17 protein-coding genes, 2 tRNA genes and 3 rRNA genes are annotated in these 23,510 nt (G+C 34.8%); 8 read left to right on the forward strand and 14 right to left on the reverse strand.

The window, feature by feature from the left end; genetic code table 11:
- Nucleotides 1-15: 15 nt before the first annotated feature.
- The 3 genes from RF683_RS07155 (at nt 16) to RF683_RS07165 (ending at nt 2,680) form a co-directional block, all read left to right on the forward strand.
- Nucleotides 16-390, forward strand: a complete 375-nt coding sequence (locus RF683_RS07155; protein ID WP_309531649.1) for a PUR family DNA/RNA-binding protein — start codon at nt 16-18, stop codon at nt 388-390.
- Nucleotides 391-1,364: 974 nt separating this feature from the next.
- Nucleotides 1,365-1,922 carry a hypothetical protein gene (locus tag RF683_RS07160; RefSeq protein WP_309531650.1) on the forward strand — a complete coding sequence of 186 codons (558 nt, stop codon included), beginning with the start codon at nt 1,365-1,367 and terminating at the stop codon, nt 1,920-1,922.
- Between the two features lie 152 nt (nt 1,923-2,074).
- Entirely contained in the window at nt 2,075-2,680 is a 606-nt protein-coding gene (locus RF683_RS07165; RefSeq protein ID WP_309531651.1) for a hypothetical protein, read from the forward strand.
- Nucleotides 2,681-2,927: 247 nt separating this feature from the next.
- Here RF683_RS07165 and rrf read toward each other — a convergent pair.
- The 6 genes from rrf to RF683_RS07195 all read right to left on the reverse strand — a co-directional run bounded on the left by rrf (nt 2,928) and on the right by RF683_RS07195 (nt 9,535).
- Nucleotides 2,928-3,037 (reverse strand): 5S ribosomal RNA (gene rrf / locus RF683_RS07170).
- A gap of 169 nt (nt 3,038-3,206) precedes the next feature.
- Nucleotides 3,207-6,088: ribosomal RNA gene (locus RF683_RS07175) — 23S ribosomal RNA — on the reverse strand.
- Nucleotides 6,089-6,262: 174 nt separating this feature from the next.
- Nucleotides 6,263-6,336, reverse strand: a tRNA-Ala gene (locus RF683_RS07180).
- Between the two features lie 129 nt (nt 6,337-6,465).
- Nucleotides 6,466-6,539 (reverse strand) — tRNA-Ile (locus RF683_RS07185).
- A 94-nt stretch (nt 6,540-6,633) separates the two neighbouring features.
- Nucleotides 6,634-8,149 (reverse strand): 16S ribosomal RNA (locus RF683_RS07190).
- Together the 16S, 23S and 5S rRNA genes with 2 tRNA genes alongside form the textbook arrangement of a ribosomal RNA operon.
- Nucleotides 8,150-8,827: 678 nt before the next feature.
- Nucleotides 8,828-9,535, reverse strand: a complete 708-nt coding sequence (locus RF683_RS07195) for a DUF4294 domain-containing protein (RefSeq protein WP_309531652.1) — start codon at nt 9,533-9,535, stop codon at nt 8,828-8,830.
- 164 nt (nt 9,536-9,699) lie between these two features.
- Here RF683_RS07195 and RF683_RS07200 point away from each other — a divergent pair, with 164 nt between their 5' ends.
- Nucleotides 9,700-10,788, forward strand: coding sequence for a M42 family metallopeptidase (locus tag RF683_RS07200; protein ID WP_309531653.1), 1,089 nt, complete (start codon nt 9,700-9,702; stop codon nt 10,786-10,788).
- Nucleotides 10,789-10,829: 41 nt separating this feature from the next.
- Here the strand turns inward: RF683_RS07200 and RF683_RS07205 are convergent, their stop codons facing one another.
- Genes RF683_RS07205 through RF683_RS07220 form a run of 4 tightly spaced genes read right to left on the reverse strand, consistent with a single transcriptional unit; the run spans nt 10,830 to nt 14,528 of the window.
- A complete protein-coding gene (locus RF683_RS07205; protein WP_309531654.1) occupies nt 10,830-11,390 on the reverse strand; it encodes a chalcone isomerase family protein in 561 nt (186 codons plus the stop codon).
- A gap of 30 nt (nt 11,391-11,420) precedes the next feature.
- Nucleotides 11,421-12,341, reverse strand: a complete 921-nt coding sequence (locus tag RF683_RS07210; protein ID WP_309531655.1) for a YihY/virulence factor BrkB family protein — start codon at nt 12,339-12,341, stop codon at nt 11,421-11,423.
- A 2-nt stretch (nt 12,342-12,343) separates the two neighbouring features.
- Nucleotides 12,344-13,201, reverse strand: a complete 858-nt coding sequence (nadC, locus tag RF683_RS07215) for a carboxylating nicotinate-nucleotide diphosphorylase (RefSeq protein WP_309531656.1) — start codon at nt 13,199-13,201, stop codon at nt 12,344-12,346.
- A 22-nt stretch (nt 13,202-13,223) separates the two neighbouring features.
- A complete protein-coding gene (locus RF683_RS07220; RefSeq protein WP_309531657.1) occupies nt 13,224-14,528 on the reverse strand; it encodes an NAD(P)/FAD-dependent oxidoreductase in 1,305 nt (434 codons plus the stop codon).
- A 311-nt stretch (nt 14,529-14,839) separates the two neighbouring features.
- Between RF683_RS07220 and RF683_RS07225 the strand changes: the two genes are divergently transcribed.
- Together RF683_RS07225 and RF683_RS07230 are read left to right on the forward strand one after the other, a co-directional pair.
- Nucleotides 14,840-15,334 (forward strand): RNA polymerase sigma factor, encoded by a 495-nt coding sequence (locus RF683_RS07225; protein ID WP_309531658.1) that lies wholly within the window; start codon nt 14,840-14,842, stop codon nt 15,332-15,334.
- A gap of 2 nt (nt 15,335-15,336) precedes the next feature.
- On the forward strand, nt 15,337-15,942 hold the full coding sequence (locus RF683_RS07230; protein ID WP_309531659.1) for a hypothetical protein: 606 nt from the start codon (nt 15,337-15,339) through the stop codon (nt 15,940-15,942).
- 15 nt (nt 15,943-15,957) lie between these two features.
- On the opposite strand, the gene RF683_RS07235 is transcribed toward RF683_RS07230, so the two are convergent.
- A complete protein-coding gene (locus RF683_RS07235) occupies nt 15,958-16,761 on the reverse strand; it encodes a lysophospholipid acyltransferase family protein (RefSeq protein WP_309531660.1) in 804 nt (267 codons plus the stop codon).
- Between the two features lie 38 nt (nt 16,762-16,799).
- A complete protein-coding gene (locus tag RF683_RS07240) occupies nt 16,800-17,444 on the reverse strand; it encodes an NUDIX domain-containing protein (RefSeq protein ID WP_309531661.1) in 645 nt (214 codons plus the stop codon).
- Nucleotides 17,445-17,482: 38 nt separating this feature from the next.
- Here RF683_RS07240 and RF683_RS07245 point away from each other — a divergent pair, with 38 nt between their 5' ends.
- Nucleotides 17,483-17,926 carry a DUF4268 domain-containing protein gene (locus RF683_RS07245; RefSeq protein WP_309531662.1) on the forward strand — a complete coding sequence of 148 codons (444 nt, stop codon included), beginning with the start codon at nt 17,483-17,485 and terminating at the stop codon, nt 17,924-17,926.
- 48 nt (nt 17,927-17,974) lie between these two features.
- On the opposite strand, the gene secDF is transcribed toward RF683_RS07245, so the two are convergent.
- Both secDF and RF683_RS07255 read right to left on the reverse strand, forming a co-directional pair.
- The gene (gene secDF, locus RF683_RS07250) at nt 17,975-20,962 is read right to left on the reverse strand and encodes a protein translocase subunit SecDF (protein ID WP_309531663.1); all 2,988 of its coding nucleotides are present in this window, start codon (nt 20,960-20,962) and stop codon (nt 17,975-17,977) included.
- A 196-nt stretch (nt 20,963-21,158) separates the two neighbouring features.
- Nucleotides 21,159-22,418 (reverse strand): aminotransferase class I/II-fold pyridoxal phosphate-dependent enzyme, encoded by a 1,260-nt coding sequence (locus RF683_RS07255; protein ID WP_309531664.1) that lies wholly within the window; start codon nt 22,416-22,418, stop codon nt 21,159-21,161.
- 160 nt (nt 22,419-22,578) lie between these two features.
- Between RF683_RS07255 and RF683_RS07260 the strand changes: the two genes are divergently transcribed.
- Nucleotides 22,579-23,442, forward strand: a complete 864-nt coding sequence (locus tag RF683_RS07260) for a hydroxymethylglutaryl-CoA lyase (protein WP_309531665.1) — start codon at nt 22,579-22,581, stop codon at nt 23,440-23,442.
- The last annotated feature ends 68 nt before the right edge of the window (nt 23,443-23,510 follow it).

A 23,510-nucleotide genomic window follows, 5' to 3' on the forward strand; every position in this document is an offset into this window, starting at 1 on the left:
ATTGTAAGCAGGATTATGAATGACAAAGAAATGTTAGAAAAAGATATTTTTTCTAAAGTACTAAGAGCAGGAAGAAGAACCTATTTCTTCGATGTAAGAGCTACAAAAGCTGATGATTACTACATCACCATTACCGAAAGTAAAAAATTTACAGAAGAAGATGGTTCTTACCATTTCAAGAAACACAAAATCTATTTGTACAAAGAAGATTTTGCCGCTTTCAAAGAAATTTTAGACGAAATGACGGATTTTGTAATTAACCAAAAAGGCGAAGAAGTCATTTCAGAAAGACATCAAAAAGATTTCAAAAAAGAAACATACACAGAAAAAGAGGAAGAAGAAAGCAAATCTTCAACTAGCTTTACCGATGTAGATTTTGACGATATTTAATACCTTAAATTAAGATACCACTACAGGCCTGTTTCATTTATTTGGAGCAGGCATTTGTATTTTTATACAAATACTCTCCCGCTGTGCGCACTACACGGTAGTTAGCTTCCATCGGGGGCTATGATAGAAATTTTGCAATTCAATTCATATTTTTTATATATTTACAAATAGTTATAATCGTTTATAAATGTTTGTACATGAAACATGCGTATATTTATTAGTTAGCGGTAATTTTACAAAGGCATACACAAACAGACAATTATATCAAATAAGAACAGACAGACCTGATAATAGAATTAATGAAAAGAAATTTACCACATATTATACTAATATTCTTCTTTTGTTGTCTTTTCATATTGACTCAAAAGTTAGAAACTAAGACTCTTCTTTTAGGGCTTGCAGACCCCGAATCAGGCGATATTTATTATAACCATAAAACTTTAATTCAGATAAACATCTTTGTTTATGCCCTATCTATAAGTTTAACTATCGTAAGTTTTTTAAAAGTCGTTAAAATGGGTTATCCAAAATTGGTAGTTAGAATATTATTAAATATTATTTCAATTACTATAATATACTTTATAAATTATTTTTTGTCAAAATCTTTTGACTCCGAAGGATTCAATATCTATTATGATTGGAGGCATAATAGAGGTCTTAATTTAGCAACTTTTACAATTATTATAAATTTAGTTATGGTTTTAATAGTTAATTTTTTTAACAAACCTGAAAAATTAAAAAGGTGAAGAGAATAGTTTTATCGAAACTTTATCTTACAAAAACTACCGCTAACAAGGGCTTGCCAAAAGCGGGGGTGACGAGCTTCTATGACAGTTTTGTGCTTAACCAAACTTTAGTTTTTCTAATGAACGGCAGTGCTGAAACACCTCGCCTTCGACAAGCCTCAAAACGTTGTTGGTCAGTCTATTACGACACAACATACAACAAATGAATAGAAAAAACGAGACATAATTTTGGCTAAAAGGAAATACGATTGGTGGACAAGAAATTATCAAAATAGACTTTTGATATTTGGTATTATGCTGACAGGTTTTGGCATTTATCAGCTTCCGACAATTTGGACTTTTAAATCAAACTTGACCCAAATAAAAGGAACGCTTCGTTCGGCAGACACTTATGTAACTAATGTGACGGACAGACGAGGACGCGAAAGCAGAAAATCTGAACTCATTTTTTACATAAACGGACGACAACAGAAATTCTATTTCGCAGAAAACATTGGTGACGAATGGAGTAACGAAAAATATGAGAAAATTTTACAAGGACTAAAAAGAGCAGACACAGTTACAGTTTGGGTTAGAAAAAGTGAAGTTGACGAATATGAACCAGAGGTTTTTCAAATCGACAACGACAAAACCATATTACTTGACTTTGAAACGGTGCGCACAGAGAAAAGTCCTATGACAGCATTTATGCTTTTACTTGGACTTGGTTCTATAATAGCTTTTTTATGTTTTCGCTTTCCTGACAAGTTCAACAAAACACTTGGGAAAAATGAACAGACAACATAAAATTGACCGACATTTCAACGGACGAGAAGAAGCCCGAACCGCTAACAGCGGATATGACTAGCGTCTAATGTCTACCGTAGCTTATAGGACATAAAGTCCAAACGCTACTCGACATATCCGCATGACCGTTAGTAACAATTACAAATCACATTTTGAAAAAGAAAATTTTACTTATATTTTTAATTTTAGGATTGAATGGTTTTTCGCAAGAAAACGCTCAATTGATAAAACTATTATCAGAAAAATTTCCCGTAAGAGAATCTTTCGTTGCGGATGGTGTTTGGATTTACTACCCTGAGCATAATATACCAAAAAAACTTGAAACATCTTTTATTCAAAGTAATCTAACCAATTATGAGCTTTACTCTGTAAATATTACAAATTATTTGGACTATCATGTAAATGATTGTGAATGTTTAATATGGTATGATAAATCAAAAAATGAAATAATTTTTGCACCACCAATTTGGTATAGCAGTTTAGAAAAAGATTTCTATAAAAACTTTGTTGGCTTAAAATTCAAAGACATATCAGAAATAGAAAAATTTGTGAAAGAATTTCAAACCATTATACTAACAGATACGAATGAAACAATTGATAATATATTAATAAATACTGATAGCGTGACATTTGATATGTTTAGAGTTGTTAAAAATGGAGCATATCGAAAAATAAAAATTGTGTTTGATAAAATGGTTTTAATGGAAATACAAGACTTAAATTCAAAAACTTTAGAAATTCGTGATGTAATAAAATAAATACTGCTCATAACAGCTGTTTGGCTCAATAGCTATTAATCAATAAATAACAACGTTCGATTTTCCCCTGGAAAATCTATATTAACAAGAAAATAAACATTCACGCAGCCGCTAATGCGTCAAGCGCCAAAATGTTAAATAGACAATTACCCAATTTATTTCTGTTTTTTTTATTGTACTGGTATAAACTTTTTTGTTACTTCTACAAAACAAAAAAGCCTGTCTAATTATAGACAGGCTTTCTAAAAAAAGGCGGCGACCTACTCTCCCACAGTGATGCAGTACCATTGGCGCAATCGGGCTTAACTTCTCTGTTCGGAATGGGAAGAGGTGAGCCCCGACGCAATAACCACCTTAAATTTTAAGTGATAAGCACTTAGTGATTCGTAATTAGCTTTTGGCTAATCACTACTTGTTACTAGTTACTTTTCACTGTCTCGTTTGTAACGAGACTAATATCGTAACATACTGAGATAAAAACATTTAAAAAAAGAATTCGCTCCCGATATTGCTATCGGGAGACTTGTACAATAAGCTAACGGGTTATTAGTACTACTCGACTATGACATTACTGCCTTTACATCTATAGCCTATCAACGTGGTCATCTTCCACGACCCTTAAAAGAAATCTCATCTTGTGGTGGGTTTCGCGCTTATATGCTTTCAGCGCTTATCCCTTCCGAACGTAGCTACTCAGCGGTGCCCCTGGCGGGACAACTGATACACTAGAGGTTCGTCCAACTCGGTCCTCTCGTACTAGAGTCAGATCCACTCAAATTTCTAACGCCCACAGTAGATAGAGACCGAACTGTCTCACGACGTTCTGAACCCAGCTCGCGTGCCACTTTAATGGGCGAACAGCCCAACCCTTGGGACCTTCTCCAGCCCCAGGATGTGACGAGCCGACATCGAGGTGCCAAACCCCCCCGTCGATATGAGCTCTTGGGGGAGATCAGCCTGTTATCCCCGGCGTACCTTTTATCCTTTGAGCGATGGCCCTTCCATGCGGAACCACCGGATCACTATGCTCTACTTTCGTACCTGATCGACCTGTATGTCTCTCAGTCAAGCTCCCTTATGCCATTGCACTCTACGCACGGTTACCAAGCGTGCTGAGGGAACCTTTAGAAGCCTCCGTTACTCTTTTGGAGGCGACCACCCCAGTCAAACTACCCACCAAGCAATGTCCCCCACAACGCGGGGTTAGGCCTCAGACAAGCAAAGGGTGGTATTTCAACAATGACTCCACAACTCCTAGCGAAGCCGCTTCATAGTCTCCCACCTATCCTACACATCACGTGTCCAAGGTCAATACTAAGCTATAGTAAAGGTGCACAGGGTCTTTTCGTCCCACTGCGGGTAATCGGCATCTTCACCGATACTACAATTTCACCGAGCTCATGGCTGAGACAGTGTCCAGATCGTTACACCATTCGTGCAGGTCGGAACTTACCCGACAAGGAATTTCGCTACCTTAGGACCGTTATAGTTACGGCCGCCGTTTACTGGGGCTTCAATTCAATGCTTCTCCGAAGATAACATCTCCTCTTAACCTTCCAGCACCGGGCAGGTGTCAGGCCCTATACTTCATCTTACGATTTTGCAGAGCCCTGTGTTTTTGATAAACAGTCGCCTGGACCTCTTCACTGCGGCCCCGATTGCTCGGGGCGACCCTTCTCCCGAAGTTACGGGTCTATTTTGCCTAATTCCTTAGCCATGAATCTCTCGAGCACCTTAGGATTCTCTCCTCAACTACCTGTGTCGGTTTACGGTACGGGTACTGTTAATCTAAGTTTAGAGGTTTTTCTTGGAAGCCCTTAGGTACACTATCACTTTGGCCGAAGCCTCCGTGTACTATCGCATTTCACCAAACTCTACGGATTTGCCTATAGAGCCTATAGCTAGGTGCTTCAACGAACTATTCCGTCAGTTCGCGGTACTTTCATCACTCCGTCACCCCATCACAATTAACAGTAGTACGGGAATATTAACCCGTTGGCCATCGACTGTCCCTTTCGGGTTCGCCTTAGGACCCGACTAACCCGCAGCTGATTAGCATAGCTGCGGAAACCTTAGTTTTTCGGTGTGCGGGTTTCTCGCCCGCATTATCGTTACTTATGCCTACATTTGCTTTTCTAAACAGTCCAGCAACCCTCACAGATCACCTTCAACCCAGTTTAGAATGCTCCCCTACCACTTTGTATTGCTACAAAATCCATAGCTTCGGTAGTATGCTTATGCCCGATTATTATCCATGCTCGTCCGCTCGACTAGTGAGCTGTTACGCACTCTTTAAATGAATGGCTGCTTCCAAGCCAACATCCTAGCTGTCTGGGCAGACAAACCTCGTTTTTTCAACTTAGCATACATTTGGGGACCTTAGCTGATGGTCTGGGTTCTTTCCCTCTCGGACATGGACCTTAGCACCCATGCCCTCACTGCTGGTAAACATTATATAGCATTCGGAGTTTGTCAGGAATTGGTAGGCGGTGAAGCCCCCGCATCCAATCAGTAGCTCTACCTCTATATAACTTAAGCCAGCGCTGCACCTAAATGCATTTCGGGGAGTACGAGCTATTTCCGAGTTTGATTGGCCTTTCACCCCTACCCACAGGTCATCCGAAGACTTTTCAACGTCAACCGGTTCGGACCTCCACTATGTGTTACCACAGCTTCATCCTGCCCATGGGTAGATCACACGGTTTCGCGTCTACCATTACTGACTATAGCGCCCTATTCAGACTCGCTTTCGCTACGGATCCATGACTTAACCACTTATCCTTGCCAGCAACGGTAACTCGTAGGCTCATTATGCAAAAGGCACGCCGTCACCCCACAAAAGGGCTCCGACCGCTTGTAGGCGTATGGTTTCAGGATCTATTTCACTCCGTTATTCACGGTTCTTTTCACCTTTCCCTCACGGTACTGGTTCACTATCGGTCTCTCAGGAGTATTTAGCCTTAGCGGATGGTCCCGCCAGATTCAGACAGGGTTTCACGTGCCCCGCCCTACTCAGGATACCACTATTTATTACATCGATTACTTATACAGGACTATCACCCTCTATGGTTAACCTTTCCAGGTTATTCTAATTCTCTTTGCATAAAATGACGTGGTCCTACAACCCCAGAATTGCCGTAACAACTCTGGTTTGGGCTATTCCGCGTTCGCTCGCCACTACTTACGGAATCACTTTTGTTTTCTTCTCCTCCGCCTACTTAGATGTTTCAGTTCAGCGGGTTTACCCTCCTATCGGAGTACCATGTCTTCAACATGGTGGGTTGCCCCATTCGGAAATTTACGGATCAATTCGTGTGTGCCAATCCCCGTAACTTATCGCAGCTTATCACGTCCTTCTTCGCCTCTGAGAGCCTAGGCATCCCCCATACGCCCTTATTTTGCTTATTGCTTTCTTTTTATTTTGTATATACTGTCCTAAAAACAATATACTGTGTCTTTCTACTTTTTAAATGTATTGTATCTCAATATGTCAATGAACTTTTTTCTTAGTAATTAGTTACTAGTAATTAGTGATTAGCACAAGGCTAATTACTATTTACTCTTTACTATTCACCAGAATAGTGGAGAATATCGGAGTCGAACCGATGACCTCCTGCGTGCAAGGCAGGCGCTCTAGCCAGCTGAGCTAATCCCCCAATTTGAATTCAGAATTATGAATTCAGAATTACGAATTATGAATCCCAACTTCCAGAATTTCCTTTTATTTAAGAATAACAGCTTTTTTTTAATTGTGAATTGTAATTACCAATTATCAATTAAAAAAGTAGTCCCGGGCAGACTCGAACTGCCGACCCCTACATTATCAGTGTAGTACTCTAACCAGCTGAGCTACGAGACTCTGTATCTTAAACTTATTTCTTTGAATTAACAGCAAGAGTAAAACCCCTTCTTTTTACAACTTTAACCTAACATAAGATATCTTATGTCTCTAGAAAGGAGGTGTTCCAGCCGCACCTTCCGGTACGGCTACCTTGTTACGACTTAGCCCCAGTTACTAGTTTTACCCTAGGCAGCTCCTTACGGTCACCGACTTCAGGTACCCCCAGCTTCCATGGCTTGACGGGCGGTGTGTACAAGGCCCGGGAACGTATTCACCGGATCATGGCTGATATCCGATTACTAGCGATTCCAGCTTCATAGAGTCGAGTTGCAGACTCCAATCCGAACTGAGACCAGTTTTGAAGATTCGCTCCTTATCGCTAAGTGGCTGCTCTCTGTACTGGCCATTGTAGCACGTGTGTGGCCCAGGACGTAAGGGCCGTGATGATTTGACGTCATCCCCACCTTCCTCACGGTTTACACCGGCAGTCTCGTTAGAGTTCCCGACATGACTCGCTGGCAACTAACGACAGGGGTTGCGCTCGTTATAGGACTTAACCTGACACCTCACGGCACGAGCTGACGACAACCATGCAGCACCTTGAAAGACGTCCGAAGAAAATCTGGTTTCCCAAACTGTCGTCTCCCATTTAAGCCCTGGTAAGGTTCCTCGCGTATCATCGAATTAAACCACATGCTCCACCGCTTGTGCGGGCCCCCGTCAATTCCTTTGAGTTTCACACTTGCGTGCGTACTCCCCAGGTGGGATACTTATCACTTTCGCTTAGCCACTCAGATTACTCCGAACAGCTAGTATCCATCGTTTACGGCGTGGACTACCAGGGTATCTAATCCTGTTCGCTCCCCACGCTTTCGTCCATCAGCGTCAATAAATTGTTAGTAACCTGCCTTCGCAATTGGTATTCCATGTAATATCTAAGCATTTCACCGCTACACTACATATTCTAGTTACTTCACAATTATTCAAGTCTAACAGTATCAATGGCAGTTTGATCGTTGAGCGACCAGATTTCACCACTGACTTATTAAACCGCCTACGGACCCTTTAAACCCAATGATTCCGGATAACGCTCGCATCCTCCGTATTACCGCGGCTGCTGGCACGGAGTTAGCCGATGCTTATTCATACAGTACCGTCAAGCTCCCACACGTGGGAGGGTTTCTTCCTGTATAAAAGCAGTTTACAATCCATAGGACCGTCTTCCTGCACGCGGCATGGCTGGTTCAGGCTCTCGCCCATTGACCAATATTCCTCACTGCTGCCTCCCGTAGGAGTCTGGTCCGTGTCTCAGTACCAGTGTGGGGGATCTCCCTCTCAGGACCCCTACCCATCATAGCCTTGGTATGCCGTTACCATACCAACTAGCTAATGGGACGCATGCTCATCTTGTACCGTTGGAACTTTAATAATCAAGAGATGCCTCTCGAAGATACTATGAGGTATTAATCCAAATTTCTCTGGGCTATCCCTCTGTACAAGGTAGATTGCATACGCGTTACGCACCCGTGCGCCGGTCTTAAGTTAGCAAGCTAACTCTACCCCTCGACTTGCATGTGTTAGGCCTGCCGCTAGCGTTCATCCTGAGCCAGGATCAAACTCTTCATCGTAGTTTGTTATAAATGATATAAAACCATTTAAATATTATCGACGATATCTCTTTTTTTTGCTAGGTCTAATTCGTATACTCAAAAAAGTCTTACTCTCTCTTTTTGTATGCTGTCAATCCAATATGTCTATGAACTTTTTATTCTCTTTTATCTAACACTTCAAATACCATTCTCTGTGTTAGCGGGTGCAAAAGTAGCACTTATTTTATAACCTCCAAAACTTTTTGCGCTTTTTTTTGAAAAAAATTACAACTCGTTTCTAATCAATTTATTATAAGAACTAAACTTTATAACCATCCCGTTTCTAAAGGACGGCAAAGATAAACAATACTAAACATCTTTTCCTAATTACTAAACATCTTTTTTTTATGTTTTTTATAAATCAATAACTTACAACGAGTTACAAATACTAGGGGATGGGGAATGGGAGTTAGGTAATGGGTGATGGGAATTACGAATTATGAATTACGAATTACGAATTTGAAGATTTGAAAATAAGATAATTTGAAAATGAAGTACTATACATGTAGCTAATTAAGAATTACGAAGCCGAACTTGACTACTTACTCCATACTCCAAACTCCAAACTCCTAACTCCTTCTATAGCCCCGGATGAAACGGCAGCTTGGCATGTGTTAAAAAAATAGGAACACTACAGTGAAACACGGGAATAGCTGGTTATTTTTCTTTTGCTTTTGCTTTTTCAGCATCGACTTTTATTTTATTTTTTTGAATCCAATTTGATAGGAGTTCGTCTGGATTTATAGGTTTGAAGGCTGCTTGTTTAGGTAATTTTCCTTCTTCAAAACACTGATTTAAAAAAGTTTCGATATAATAATCCTCAGGAACTTCCATGGGGTCATATTTGCGTTTTAAGTCTATATTAAATAAACGTGCGGTCTTGTTTGACCAAAATGCTTTCCAACCGCTCTTATATTCTTTTATTAAATCGAATGTGGTTATTCCTGTTTGTCTATGAATAAGTTTTACTAAAATTTGCCCTTGTTTTTGAGAAAGTTTTTTGAGCTTTGGCTCAAATTCATCATTTAAATACTTTTCTGCGATTTTGAAATATTTTTTCTTTTCTTTTTCTGATTTCAAACTCGCCATTGTATTATTGATTTGTATCAATTTTTCGGCTGTTAGTTTTGCATAAGGATACACTACACGAACTCTTTTGTAAAGCAATTTAATTTGTTCCCGCTCTTCTTTAGTTAATTTAATAGCATATTCATCTGAGATTATAACTTCTTCAATAAAAATTTCTTTTATTGTATCTGAATCTTTAATATATTCTATTGTATCTGTTACTCCTGAACCATTTTGAGCATATGCTATGCCACTGATAAAAAACAATGCACCTATTATAATTCTATACTTTTTCATTTTTTATTTTTTTTATGACTCTATTTACTACCTCATGTTATTTATTTCTATGAAAAGAAATTAATTTGATGATTTTACTCCTATAAAAAATAGTTGGCGTAAAATTATTAAATTTAATAGCAAGTCTAATGCCAATTTTTTATTTTAGCCAAAAATAATTAAACATGAATGCAAAAAACATATTAAATGACGCGTCTCTAATTTTTTTAGAGCAATATCTAAACAATGCCTCACCCACAGGATATGAAAGTGAAGGACAGAAAATTTGGATGAACTATTTAAAACCTTATGTTGACGAATTTATTACTGATATTTATGGAACGGCTGTAGGTGTTATTAATCCGGAAGCTCCTTTTAAAGTAGTTATCGAAGGCCATAGTGATGAGATTTCTTGGTATGTTAATTATATTACAGATGACGGATTGATATATGTAATCAGAAATGGGGGAAGTGACCATCAAATTGCACCTTCCAAACGGGTATTGATTCATACAAAAAAAGGTATTGTTAAAGGTGTTTTTGGTTGGCCAGCTATTCACACAAGAAATAGAGGAAAAGAAGAACTAGCTAAAGTTGAAAATATATTTATTGATTGCGGCTGCACTTCTAAGCAAGAAGTTGAAGAATTAGGTGTTCATGTGGGATGTGTAATTACTTATCCTGATGGTTTTGAAATTTTAAATAGCAATAAATTTGTTTGTAGAGCTATTGACAACAGAATGGGAGGCTTTATGATTGCAGAAGTGGCTCGTTTATTAAAAGAAAATAAAAAAGAACTTCCATTTGGTTTGTATATTGTAAATTCGGTTCAGGAAGAAATAGGACTGAGAGGTGCAGAAATGATTACACAACGCATTCAACCAAATGTTGCTATTGTAACCGATGTTTGTCACGATACTTCTACACCTATGATTGACAAAAAAATAGAAGGTGATTTAAAAATGGGGAGAGGCCCTGTAATTGCCTATGCCCCTGCAGTACAAAACAAACTACGAGACCTTATTGTTGGTACAGCAGAAGAAAACCAGATTCCATTTCAAAGAAATGCAACCTCTAGAGTTACAGGTACAGATACCGACGCTTTTGCTTATAGTAATGGTGGTGTAGCGTCTGCTTTAATTTCCTTACCTCTTCGTTATATGCACACAACAGTTGAGATGGTTCATAGAGAGGACGTAGAACACGTTATTCAATTAATTTATGAAAGTTTACTAAAAATTGAAAACAATCATAATTTTTCCTATTTTAAATAAGATATAAAAAATCCCGATTTAATCGGGATTTTTTAATTATTTTACTTTCCTAACATAGCATCTTTTAAGTCATCATCTGCCGGTTTATCGCATAACCAGATTCCAAATAATGCTTTTTTAAAATCTAAGCCGTCAATTGTCCCTTTTTTTGTTCCATTTTTATAAACTACTACGCCTTCTGTTGGGTCATATCCAATAATAAAAACATCTCCTTTATTGATTTTGTCTTTAAAAAATCCTTTAAACTTATCAATTTTTGCCTTTAATGGAGCTGTTTTTTTGTTTGTTGCATTTTCAAAGCCTTCATTAATTGCATTAATCATTTTATCTGAAGTAATCATTCCAGAAACAATATTCAATTTAATAGCCATACCTTCATTTGCGGCCATTATCGTTTTTGCATCACTAGATTTCTTTGTAAGATATAAAGAACCCACATACATATCCATAAAGAACTTTTCTCTAACTCCAGCACCATTTAGCACTAAGTTTTGCCCATCAACAGCTAATTTAGCATCAACTTTTACCCCACTTACAGTAGTTTGCGCATCAGAAAAAATAGCCAACAAAGCTACTAATACAGTTAAAATTAATTTTTTCATAGTTTTATTTTTTTATTATGAAATGCTAAGTTACTTATTTTTTTGTTTCCATTTAAAAATAAATGCGTTTAATTCAAAACCGAGTAAAAGTAGCATACAATTTATCCACACATAAAACATCATAACCAACAGAGTCCCAATAGAACCATACAACTCATTATATCTTGCAAATTTTTCAACATATATTCCAAAAACATATGAAGTTAATAGAAATAATACGGTTGTAATTGTAGAACCATAACTAAAAAAGGGTATTTTTCGTGTTTCTTTTGTTCCAAATTTATAAAGCAAAGAAGTTATTAGCAATACCATCAATACTATAAAGACAAATCTACTCCATTTTAACACAGATATATCCGAGGAAAAATAATTTTGAACTTGTATGTTATATAGAATAATTTCTACTACAATTAATGTAGCAACAGAGAGGAGTAATAAAAAAGCAACACAGATAGACAATCCGATTGCTACAGCATATTGTTGAAAAAAACCTCTTTTCACACTAATATTTGAGGACATTTCAAACCCGTCTAATAATGCATTAATGCCGTTTGACATTAAAAAAATTGACAGAAAGAACCCCGAAGATAAAAGCCCTTTATAACTTGTATTCATGATGTCCTTTAAAATAGAAGCAATGGCTTCAAAGGTATTGGGAGGCACACTCTGCGAAACAAATTCTAAAAAATCTTCTTGAAAATGCTCTAAAGGAATAAAGGGAATTAAATTTAGGACAAAAAGAGCAAATGGAAATAGTGCCATAAAAAAACTAAAAGCAATAGCACTAGCTCGATATGTGAATGCTCCTCTTACGATTCCAATAAAATAGTGTTTTATTAACTCATAGAGTGATACACCTTGTAAGGTTTCAAAAGTAATATTTTGAAGCAATGCTATAGCTGGCTTAACTAATGGTATTTTTTTAATTTGATCCCTTGTTATTTTAAACATACTTAAATAGCTTTTAGGCTTAAATCCATATTGTAAATCGAATGTGTCAAGGCTCCAGCTGAAATATAATTTACACCACAAGCTGCATAATCTCTAATAGTTTTCTCATTGATATTTCCTGAAGACTCTGTTAAACAAGAGGTTCCTATTAATGCAATTGCTTTTTTTGTCGTCTCAAAATCAAAATTATCTAATAAAATTCTATACACACCACCTGCATTTAAAATTTCTTGCACTTCTGCTAAATTTCTAGCTTCTACAATAATTTTTAGATCAAGATTGTTTTTAGATAAATAATCTTGAGTTTTTTGAATTGCGTTTGATATTCCTCCCGCAAAGTCATTATGATTGTCTTTTAACATAATCATATCATACAAGGCAAATCGATGATTTTCCCCTCCTCCGATTTTTACTGCCCATTTTTCGCAAGCTCTAAAACCTGGTGTTGTTTTTCTGGTGTCTAAAATTTTAGTGTTTGTTCCTGCCAATAAATCAACGAATTTTTTTGTTTTAGTGGCTATAGCACTCATACGCTGCATACTATTTAGTACTAAGCGTTCTGCTTTTAAAATAGACTGTGAATTCCCTTTTACATGAAAAACCACATCTCCAACCGAAACCGTTTCGCCATCCTTAGTAAATACATCTACTTCTAAAGAATCATCAACATAATGAAATACTTGTTTAGCAAAACTAACCCCAGCAATAATTCCAGATTCCTTTACTACTAATTTTGCAGCGCCAGTAGCTTCTTGTGGAATACAGGCTAACGAACTATAATCGCCAGGTCCTACATCTTCCCTAATTGCATTTTCAATAATGAGTTGTAGTTCTTTTTGAAATTGAGTTTCACTTATCATTTAACTAAAGGTTTTTTTAATTTTATAATTCATCTGTTGTAAACGAATGCAAAGTTTTTTTCTTAAAGGGTCTAATAATAAGACGTGCAGCTCTATCAAATAAAATATAATTGTATGCCCAATTAAGAAAAACAACAGCTTTATTCTTAAATCCAATTAAGGAAATCAAATGTACAAACATCCAAACAAACCAAGCAAATACACCACTAAAATGATATTTTGGCAAATCAACTACTGCCTTATTTCTTCCAATAATTGCCATAGATCCTTTATCGTTATATTCAAAAGGTTGTAGAGGTTTATTACTTTCTAATTTTACTAAATTTTCGGCCAACAAATTACCTTGCTGAATAGCTGGTTGTGCCATTTGTGGGTGTCCTTTTGGATATTTTTCAGTTTCCATAATTGCTATATCACCCACTGCAAAAATAGTGTCATACCCTTTTACTCGGCTGTATTGATCCACTTTAATTCGATCTACTCTTTCAAAAATAGCTTCTTTATTTAAACCTGAAATTAATTTTCCTTGCACGCCTGCTGTCCATATAACCGTTGATGAATTAAATGTTAAATCAGAGTTTGTTACTACTACTTGTCCATCATATCCTGTTACTCTAACATTTTTCCAAATGGTAACACCTAATTTTTTTAAAAAATTCTCAGAAGCTAAAGACGATTGCATCGTCATAGTATTTAAAATTCGATCTTCGCTTTGAACTAAATTAATTTGCATTTTATCAATATTCAAATCTGGATAATCTTTAGGCAGAATAGCGTTTTTCATTTCTGCTAAAGCACCTGCTAATTCTACACCTGTAGGTCCTGCACCAACTAAAACGAAGTTCATTAAACTTTCTCTTTCTTGTTCATTATTCACTAAAAGTGCTTGCTCAAAATTTTCAAGGATTAAGCTTCTTATATTTAATGATTGAGGAATTGTCTTCATAGACATACTATTTCGTTCAATTTCTTTGTTACCAAAATAGTTTGTTTTTGTCCCTGTTGCAATAACTAAATAATCATAGCTAAGTTCTCCAATATCTGCTATGATTTTATTATTATCAGCATCTATTTCTTTTACATCAGCTAATCTAAAGAAAAAATCTTTATACTCTTGAATGACTTTTCTAATTGGATATGCAATTGAATCAGGCTCAAGCCCACCTGTAGCTACTTGATATAACAATGGTTGAAACGTATGATAATTATGTTTGTCTAATAAAACAACTTGATACTTTTTATTCTGAAGTTTCTTTGCCAATGAGATACCGGCAAATCCTCCTCCTATAATTACAATCCTTTTATTTGGAGAACTTGGTATATTCATAGAGTATTTAGTTTATTTACAAATTTAGCTCTTTTTTTTATTTATTAATTGCAATAAGGCCAATTTGTATGCTAGCAATTGTCATAAATATATGCTAATTATGATTTTTTAGTCTTCCACTCTATTAGAGAAATGTACATTTAGCCCTGATGGAAGTGAAAATCTTTTTTAATGTATGCATTAACCGCTTTTTTAGTTTATTTTTGTTACTGAACAAAACGACCACATGGAAGTTCTTGTGAGGGTTACATAAATAAATGAAACATTAAAAAAATTGTAACAAACAGCAGGAATTAGCTACTTATACCTATATGAAATCATCTTCAGAAGAAAGTTTTGTAAAACAACTTAAAGAAAATCAGAATATAATCCACAAAATTTGTAGGTTATATACTTCTGATGGAGATGCGCATAATGACTTATTTCAGGAAATCACTATACAACTTTGGAAAGCCTACGGACAATTTAGAGGAGATTCTAAGTTTACTACGTGGGCTTATCGTGTCGGACTTAACACCGCCATTACACTTTATCGAAAAAAGAAACGAAGCATTGAAACAACACCTTTTGATTCAGAATTTCATCGCATTAAAAATGACGAATACAATTTTGAAGAAGAAGAACAGCTAAAATTGCTATACAAAGGCATAGAGTCACTCAACGATATTGAAAAAGCATTGATTTTCTTGTATTTAGAAGATAAAGATTATACTGAAATAGCAGAAACATTAGGAATAAGTGAAGTGAATGCGCGAGTGAAGATGAATAGAATTAAAGGGAAATTGAAAAAAATATTAAATCCGTAGTTATGGATGAATTAGAATTATTAAAAAAAGATTGGAAAAAGAACGATGGACAATTTAAGCAGGTTTCTGAACAAGAAATCTACAGCATGTTGCATAAAAGTTCGTCTTCTTCTGTTAAATGGATATTGATAGTAAGTATTTTAGAATTTATCATTTTAAATGGATTAAGTGTGATTACAAACGATGAACTTTCTAATAAATTTGCCCAACTACACCCTTACTTAAGCATTTTTGAAAAGGTAAATTATGCTATTATAATTGGCTTTATTTTTATTTTTTATAAAAACTATAAGTCTATTAGTGTTTTAAATTCGTCTAAGACTTTACTAAAACAAATACTAAAAACGAGAAAAATAGTTAACATCTATATCATTTGGAACATCCTAATAGGTAGTTATTTTGGTGTGATAAGCGCAATAGATGGATTCAAAGAAATGGGTAAAAACTCTTCTATTCCTCAAATAGATACTTCTAAATTAGTAGTTATTATTGCAATTACGATGCTACTAGTTATACCTTTTTTATGGTTTTTTTACAGACTATTATATGGCAAACTACTAAATAGACTGAAAAAGAATTTGAATGATTTGAAGAAAATGGAATATTAATCTATACTAATTATTTTAATACTTCCAATGACGTTGTTTATCGAGTTGATGCTGTTCTTCTATAACCTCTTGAGGAATTACTTTTAGAAACGATGGGTGTTGTTCAATAGCATATTCTATTTTTTCAACCACTTGGTCAACAGTATCATTTTCATAATCAATTTCTAATGGTTGTTTAATTTCCATAGTTTGTAATATTCCTTTTTTCTTTATGAATAAGCCTTTTCTATCAAATGATCTTCGGAAGCCATCTATTACAATAGGAACAACAATGGGTTTATGTTGTAATATAATATGTGCTGTTCCTTTGCGAACAGGCTTAAAAGATCTGGTTGTTCCTTGAGGAAAAGTAATTACCCACCCATCTTCTAATGCTATTTTAATATTTTCGGTATCATTTAAATTTACTTCCCGTTGCACATCTTTTCCTTTTGATCGCCAGGTGCGTTCTACAGTAATAGCACCTGCATACGCTAAGATTCTTGGTAATAAACCTTCCTGCATTGTTTCTTTGGCGGCTACATAATATAAATTAAGTTTTGGATTCCATAAATAGCCTACATTTTTAATATTATTTTCTCTACCTTTTAGAGCAGCATTAAAAACATGAAACATAGCTACTACATCTGCAAAATAGGTTTGATGGTTAGAAATAAATAGCACATTAGTATCGGGCAATGCTCTTAAAATTTCAGAACCCTCTATTTGCAATTGATTAAAGCCACGGTATCTATTGTGCGTTAATGTTCCGGCAATTCGGATTAACCATTTTTTCAAAAATAATATATGACCGAATGGATTTCTTTTAAATAATCCCATTTTTTTATAGTTGTAAGGGGCCAAATATAGTAAAAATATTATGAGTTAATGCTGTTTTTAAGCAACTCTTTCAATTCACTTAGCATCATAGCTGTTGCGCCCCATACTATATGCTCTTCAATTTTAAAGGCTGGAACAAGCATTTCATTTGCATACGAAGTTTTCATTTTTACTTCCGTAAGAATTTCGTCATCTAAAAGTGTACGAAGTGGAAATTCAACAATGGCTTTAACTTCATGAGGATCTAAACGAAATTGCAATTCATTTGTAGTTATACCAAGAAATGGAGCCACTAAAAAATTGCTTGGTGGAATATACACTTGGGAAAAAGGTCTTACTATTTTAATTTGTTCCATCAATACGCCTACCTCTTCTTCTGTCTCGCGCAAAGCGGTAAAACTTAAATCTGGGTCTGAAATTTCTTCTTTACCGCCAGGAAAAGCAATTTGAGAGGCATGTACGCCCTCATAAGCATTACGGACAATTAAGACTAAATGTGCTTCACTATTTTTAGGATAAACCAATAACAAAACGGCTGCTTTTCTGGGATTTTTATCAGCATAATAAGCAGGATGTAAAGATGAAAATCGTTCTAATGGAGCCATTTTTTGATGTGCAGTGATGGCTAACAACTTTTCTTTTTCTATTTTTGGTAAAAATTTTACAAATGTCTCAAAATCCATAACACAGAGTATGATATAAAGTTAATAAAAAAGACCACATGTTTAGTAAAGAAGAAGCATTAAAATTAAAAAAAGATTTTTGGGCCACATTTGGAAATGAGTATCCTAGAAAATGGTTGTTATATAATACTAAAATTAAGGATGTAAGTTTTAAATTTTATGTAGATAATAAAAAAGCCCAAGTACTATTAGAAATTGAACCAAAAGATGAAGAAAAACGTAAAATCTATTTTGAAAAAGTTGTTTCATTAAAAGATTTATTACTTGAAGATTTTTTACCAGACGCCCTATTTGAACGCAACTATTATCTTGACAACGGAAAAATTGTAAGTAGGATTTGGGTAGAATTAAATGGTATCAGTATGAATAGAAAAAGTGATTGGGAAACTATTTTTAATTTTTTTTATGATAAAATGGATGCTTTCGAACGTTTCTTTTATGAACACGAAGAATATATTAAAAATCTTGAGATTAATTTATAAAAAAAGCTCCGAAAATTTCGGAGCTTTTTTTTATAAACTGATTAAAAATTAAGCATTATGCTCATTTTCAATAACTTTTTTATCATCCTTTGAAATTGTATCTACTAATACTGGCGTAGCTATAAATAACGACGAATATGTTCCTACAATAATACCTACTAACATAGCAAAGATAAATCCTCTGATAGAATCACCTCCAAATACAAACATAATAGCCAATACCATAATCATTGTTAACGAAGTATTCAATGTACGTGACAAGGTTGTGTTAATAGAATCATTTACAATTTTATTGAAGCTACCGTGATGTGATTTACCACCTAAGAATTCACGAACTCTATCATATACAATAACCGTATCATTCATAGAATATCCAATAACTGTTAAAATTGCCGCAATAAAGTGTTGGTCAATTTCCATATGGAAAGGCATATATTTATACAATAACGAATAGATTCCTAATACAAATATAACATCATGCGCCACCGCAGCAATGGCTCCTAAAGAGTACTGATATCTACGGAATGATACTACTAAGTATAAACAAACTACTAACATAGCACCAATAACAGCCCAATATGCATTTGTTTTAATATCTTCAGCTACGGCAGGTCCAACTTTAACCGCTTGAACGACACCAATACTTTTTCCTTCATTTGTATTGATAAATTCGTCATAAGAAATTTCTTTTGCATAGAATTTTTTCACTGCATTGTATAATTTCTCATTTACTTCTTTATCTACAGCTGCATTCTCTTCCTTAATTTTATATTTTGTAGTAATTTTTAATTGAGATGAATTTCCAAAAGTTTTTGCTTCCGCACTTCCAAAAACTGTTTCAGAAGCAAGTGCATTTTTAACTTCTTCAGCATTTACTGATTGGTCAAATTTAACTTGGAATGTTCTTCCTCCTACAAAATCAATACCTTGGTCAAATCCGTTTGTAAAGAATGACCAACAGCTAATAGCTACAACAGTTAGAGAAAATAGATACGTGAATTTTTTAATTTTTAAGAAATCGAAATTAAATCCAGTAAACCAATTTTTTGTCATGTTTGTAGCAAATAGTAATGATCTGCCTTTAACAATATCTTTATCAATAAAGAATCTTGCAATAAAAATTGAAGTAAATAAAGAGGTAAAAATACCAATTAATAATGTAGTTGCGAAACCTTTGATAGGTCCGTTACCAAAAATAAATAATATTAAACCTGTTAATACGTGTGTAACGTTAGCATCAATAATAGAACGCATAGCACCTTTCCATCCGAAAGCAGCAACAACGGCATTCTCTAAACTTTTCCCTTCACGCAATTCTTCTTTTGCACGCTCATAGATAATAATGTTAGCATCTACTGCCGTACCCATTGTTAATACAATACCTGCAATACCTGGTAAAGTTAACACGAATCCACCAGGGAAACTTGCCATAGCACCAAATATTAAAATTAAGTTTACAATCAATGCAATGTTTGCATACCAACCTGCTCTACCATAGTAAATTACCATCCAAAGTGATACTAATAGTAAACCAATTAATGAAGATGTAATACCATTATCAATAGCTTCTTGACCTAAAGATGGTCCTACAACTTCAGATTGAACAATTTCTGCAGCAGCTGGTAACTTACCTGCACGTAATACGTTTGCTAAATCTTTTGTTTCTTCAATAGTAAAGTTTCCTGAAATTTCAGATTGTCCTCCAGAAATAGCACCTTTACTAACACCAGGAGCAGAATACACTTGGTTATCTAACACAATAGCAATAGCATTACCTTGTTTAGATACATTTCCTGTAATTTCTTCCCATTTTCTTGCACCAGTAGGATTCATTTGCATACTAACTGCAGGTTTTCCTAATTGGTCATAGGTATCTTTTGCTTCAATAATTACACTTCCACTTAATGGTGGCAATCCATCTGCACTTCCTTTTAACACATATAATTCTGTAAACTCTGGCGCTTTTTTAGAAGGTTTACCCCAAACAAATTTTGCATTCGCTACTGTTAATAAACCTCTAATGTCTGGTCTATTAAAATATGAATTTACAACTGATGTATCTTTAACATTAAATACTGCAACATATGGCGAACCTTGTTGTGCAGGCATTACAATTTTACTAAATAAAGGACCTAAATCTTGCGCCCCTTTAAGTGCTTTTTTAGTATCTTTTAATAACGACTCTACTTTAGATTTTTCATCTTTTACCACAGTAGAATCTTCCACTTTAGCAGTAGTAGCTGTTTTAGCTTTCGTTTCTGTTTTCTTTAATGCATCATTAGCTGCAACAAAAAAGTTCCCTAATTCTTCAGGTTTATAGGTTTCCCAAAACTCTAATTGTGCTGTAGATTGTAATAAATTTTTAATACGGTCAATATCTTTAGCTCCCGGTAATTCAACCAAGATTCGTCCAGACTCTCCTAATTTTTGAATATTAGGTTGTACTACACCAAATTTATCGATACGCTCTCTTAAAACACCGTATGCACTTTCTACAGATTCAGCTACTTTTTTTCTTAAAACAACTTTAACTTGATCGTCAGTCATTCCTAAGTTAATTTCACCTTCTAAACCTCTATTGTAAAATACTTCGTTTGAAGCTAATTTTAAACTACCATTTGATTCTTGTTCAAATGCATCAAAAAATGCATCTAAATAATCTTGATTTCCTTTTTTCTCTTTAACAGCTCTATCTAAAGCTCTGTTGAAAGTAGGATTTTTAGAATTATTAGCTAATCCTTTTAAAATATCTTTTACAGATACTTGTAAGATTACGTTAATTCCTCCTTCAAGGTCAAGACCTTTGTTAATTTGTTTTTCTCTTACTTCATTGTAGGTAAATTTGGTGAACCCTAAGTTCATTACATCTAATTTACCAATTGAATCTAAATACTTTAATTCTTTTTTGGTATCACCTTTTGCATATGCTTTTGCATCTTCTGAAATTCCGTTTGCTACAAACGTAAATGAAAGCTGGTAAATACTTACAATTGTAAAAACAATTGCGAAGAATTTGATTAGTCCTTTGTTCTGCATTATAAATCTATTTAGTTATTTTTTTAAAAACGGACAAATATATAATTTCAAATAGGATAAAACAATTTTATTTTAGATTAAAAACACTTTTTTTCTAAAATTTTAGCTTTTTCCCTAAAATCGAAAAATCATCTTATTTAAATTCAAAAAAAAATGCGTCAAAAGACGCATTTAGTTGTGTACTATAGGAAATTTTTTAAGAAACATTTTCCACATGAGCTTCCGCTAATGCTTTATAAGTTCCATTAACTAATTTTTCACGAATTGCCTCAAACGCGGCTAATGTCTCTTCAATATCTGCTAAAGTATGTGATGCAGTCGGTATCATTCGTAATAAAATAATACCTTTTGGAATTACAGGATAAACAACAATTGACAAGAAAATACCGTAATTTTCTCTTAAATCATTTACCATTACCATCGCTTCTGGAATAGAACCTTCTAAATAAACAGGCGTAATACATGTGTTTGTATCTCCAATATTAAACCCTCTTTCTTTTAACCCATTTTGCAACGCATTTACGTTTTTCCATAATTTATCTTTGATTTCAGAAGATTGACGCAATAATTCTAAACGTTTTAACGAACCAATCGTTTGAATCATTGGCAATGCTTTTGCAAACATTTGCGAACGTAAATTATATTTTAAATAATCAATTATATCTTTATCGGCTGCCACAAAAGCACCTATGTTTGCCATAGATTTTGCAAAGGTTGAAAAATATACATCAATTTCATCTTGTACACCTTGCTCCTCGCCTGCTCCAGCACCTGTTTTACCAAGCGTACCAAAACCATGCGCATCATCAACTAACAAACGGAAATTGTATCGTTTTTTCATTTCAACCACTTCCTTCAACTTTCCTTGTTGACCTCGCATTCCAAAGACACCTTCAGTAATAAACAAAATACCACCTCCCGTTTCTTCAGCTAATTTAGTGGCACGTTGCAAGTTTTTCTCCATACTCTCCACATCATTATGACGATATGTAAAACGTTTCCCCATATGCAAACGAACCCCATCAATAATGCAAGCATGTGCATCAACATCATATACAATTACGTCATTTTTAGTTACTAAAGCGTCAATAATAGACACCATTCCTTGGTAACCAAAATTCAATAAATAAGCCGATTCTTTCATTACAAAAGCAGCTAATTCTTGTTCTAATTGTTCATGATATTTTGTATGCCCACTCATCATACGTGCTCCCATAGGGTAAGCCGCACCATATTGAATGGCTGCCTCTGTATCTGCTTTTCTAACTTCTGGATGGTTAGCTAGGCCTAAATAATCATTCAAACTCCAGTTTAAAATATCTTTTCCTTGAAATTTCATTCTTGGGCCTAATTCGCCTTCTAGTTTTGGAAAAACGAAATATCCTTCTGCCTGTGAAGCCCATTTACCTAAAGGTCCTTTATTTTGTTGAATTCTTTCAAATAAATCTTTTACCATGTTGCTATGCTTATTTTGTGCCACAAAAGTATAAATAAAATTGTGTTTATTCTAATTTTTTTTAGTGGTCACTATTTCCATTTACAAATCACTTTTTATCCAATGAATGAAAATAAAAATATCCTTTTAAAAAATAAGTTTTTGTGTATCTTTGACAAATATGAAATCTATTAAAATCATAGAATGTCCTCGTGATGCCATGCAAGGCATTAAAACCTTCATTCCTACAGCACAAAAGGTAAAATACCTTCAAGCGTTGTTGCGTGTAGGTTTTGACACCATTGATTTTGGTAGTTTTGTTTCGCCGAAAGCAATACCGCAAATGCAGGATACAGCTGAAGTTTTAGCTCAATTGAATTTAGCACAAACACAAAGTAAATTATTGGCTATTATTGCTAATACGCAAGGAGCTTTTCTGGCTTCACAGCATGCAGCGATACAATATCTTGGTTTTCCTTTTTCTATTTCAGAGAATTTTCAAATGCGAAACACACATAAAACCATTGCCGAAAGTATTGTAACATTGAAAGAAATATTAGAAATAGCAGACAAATCCAACAAAGAAGTTGTGACTTATATTTCTATGGGATTTGGCAACCCTTATGGCGACCCTTGGAATGTAGAAATTGTAGGTGAATGGACTGAAAAATTAGCAACTATGGGGGTGAAAATTTTATCCTTATCAGACACCGTTGGAAGTTCTACACCTGAAGTCATTGAGTATCTATTTTCCAATTTAATACCTAAATATCCTCATATTGAATTTGGCGCGCATTTACACACCACTCCAGACAAATGGTTTGAAAAAATAGATGCCGCTTACAAAGCGGGTTGTAAAAGATTTGACGGAGCCATTCAAGGTTTTGGAGGTTGTCCTATGGCGAAAGACGATTTAACAGGCAATATGCCAACAGAAAAATTACTTTCCTATTTTACCATACAAAAAGAAACTACTGGTACTAGTCCTATGAGTTTTGAAAGTGCGTATAACGAAGCGAGTAAGTTGTTTGGGGAGTTTCATTAGTTACGTAATTTTACTTTAGATTTATTTGTTCTTACTTAAGTTATATACTAAAACTTCTATTTTAAGAG

The organism is Flavobacterium sp. 20NA77.7 (assembly GCF_031326205.1).
Taxonomy (GTDB): Bacteria; Bacteroidota; Bacteroidia; order Flavobacteriales; family Flavobacteriaceae; genus Flavobacterium; species Flavobacterium nakdongensis.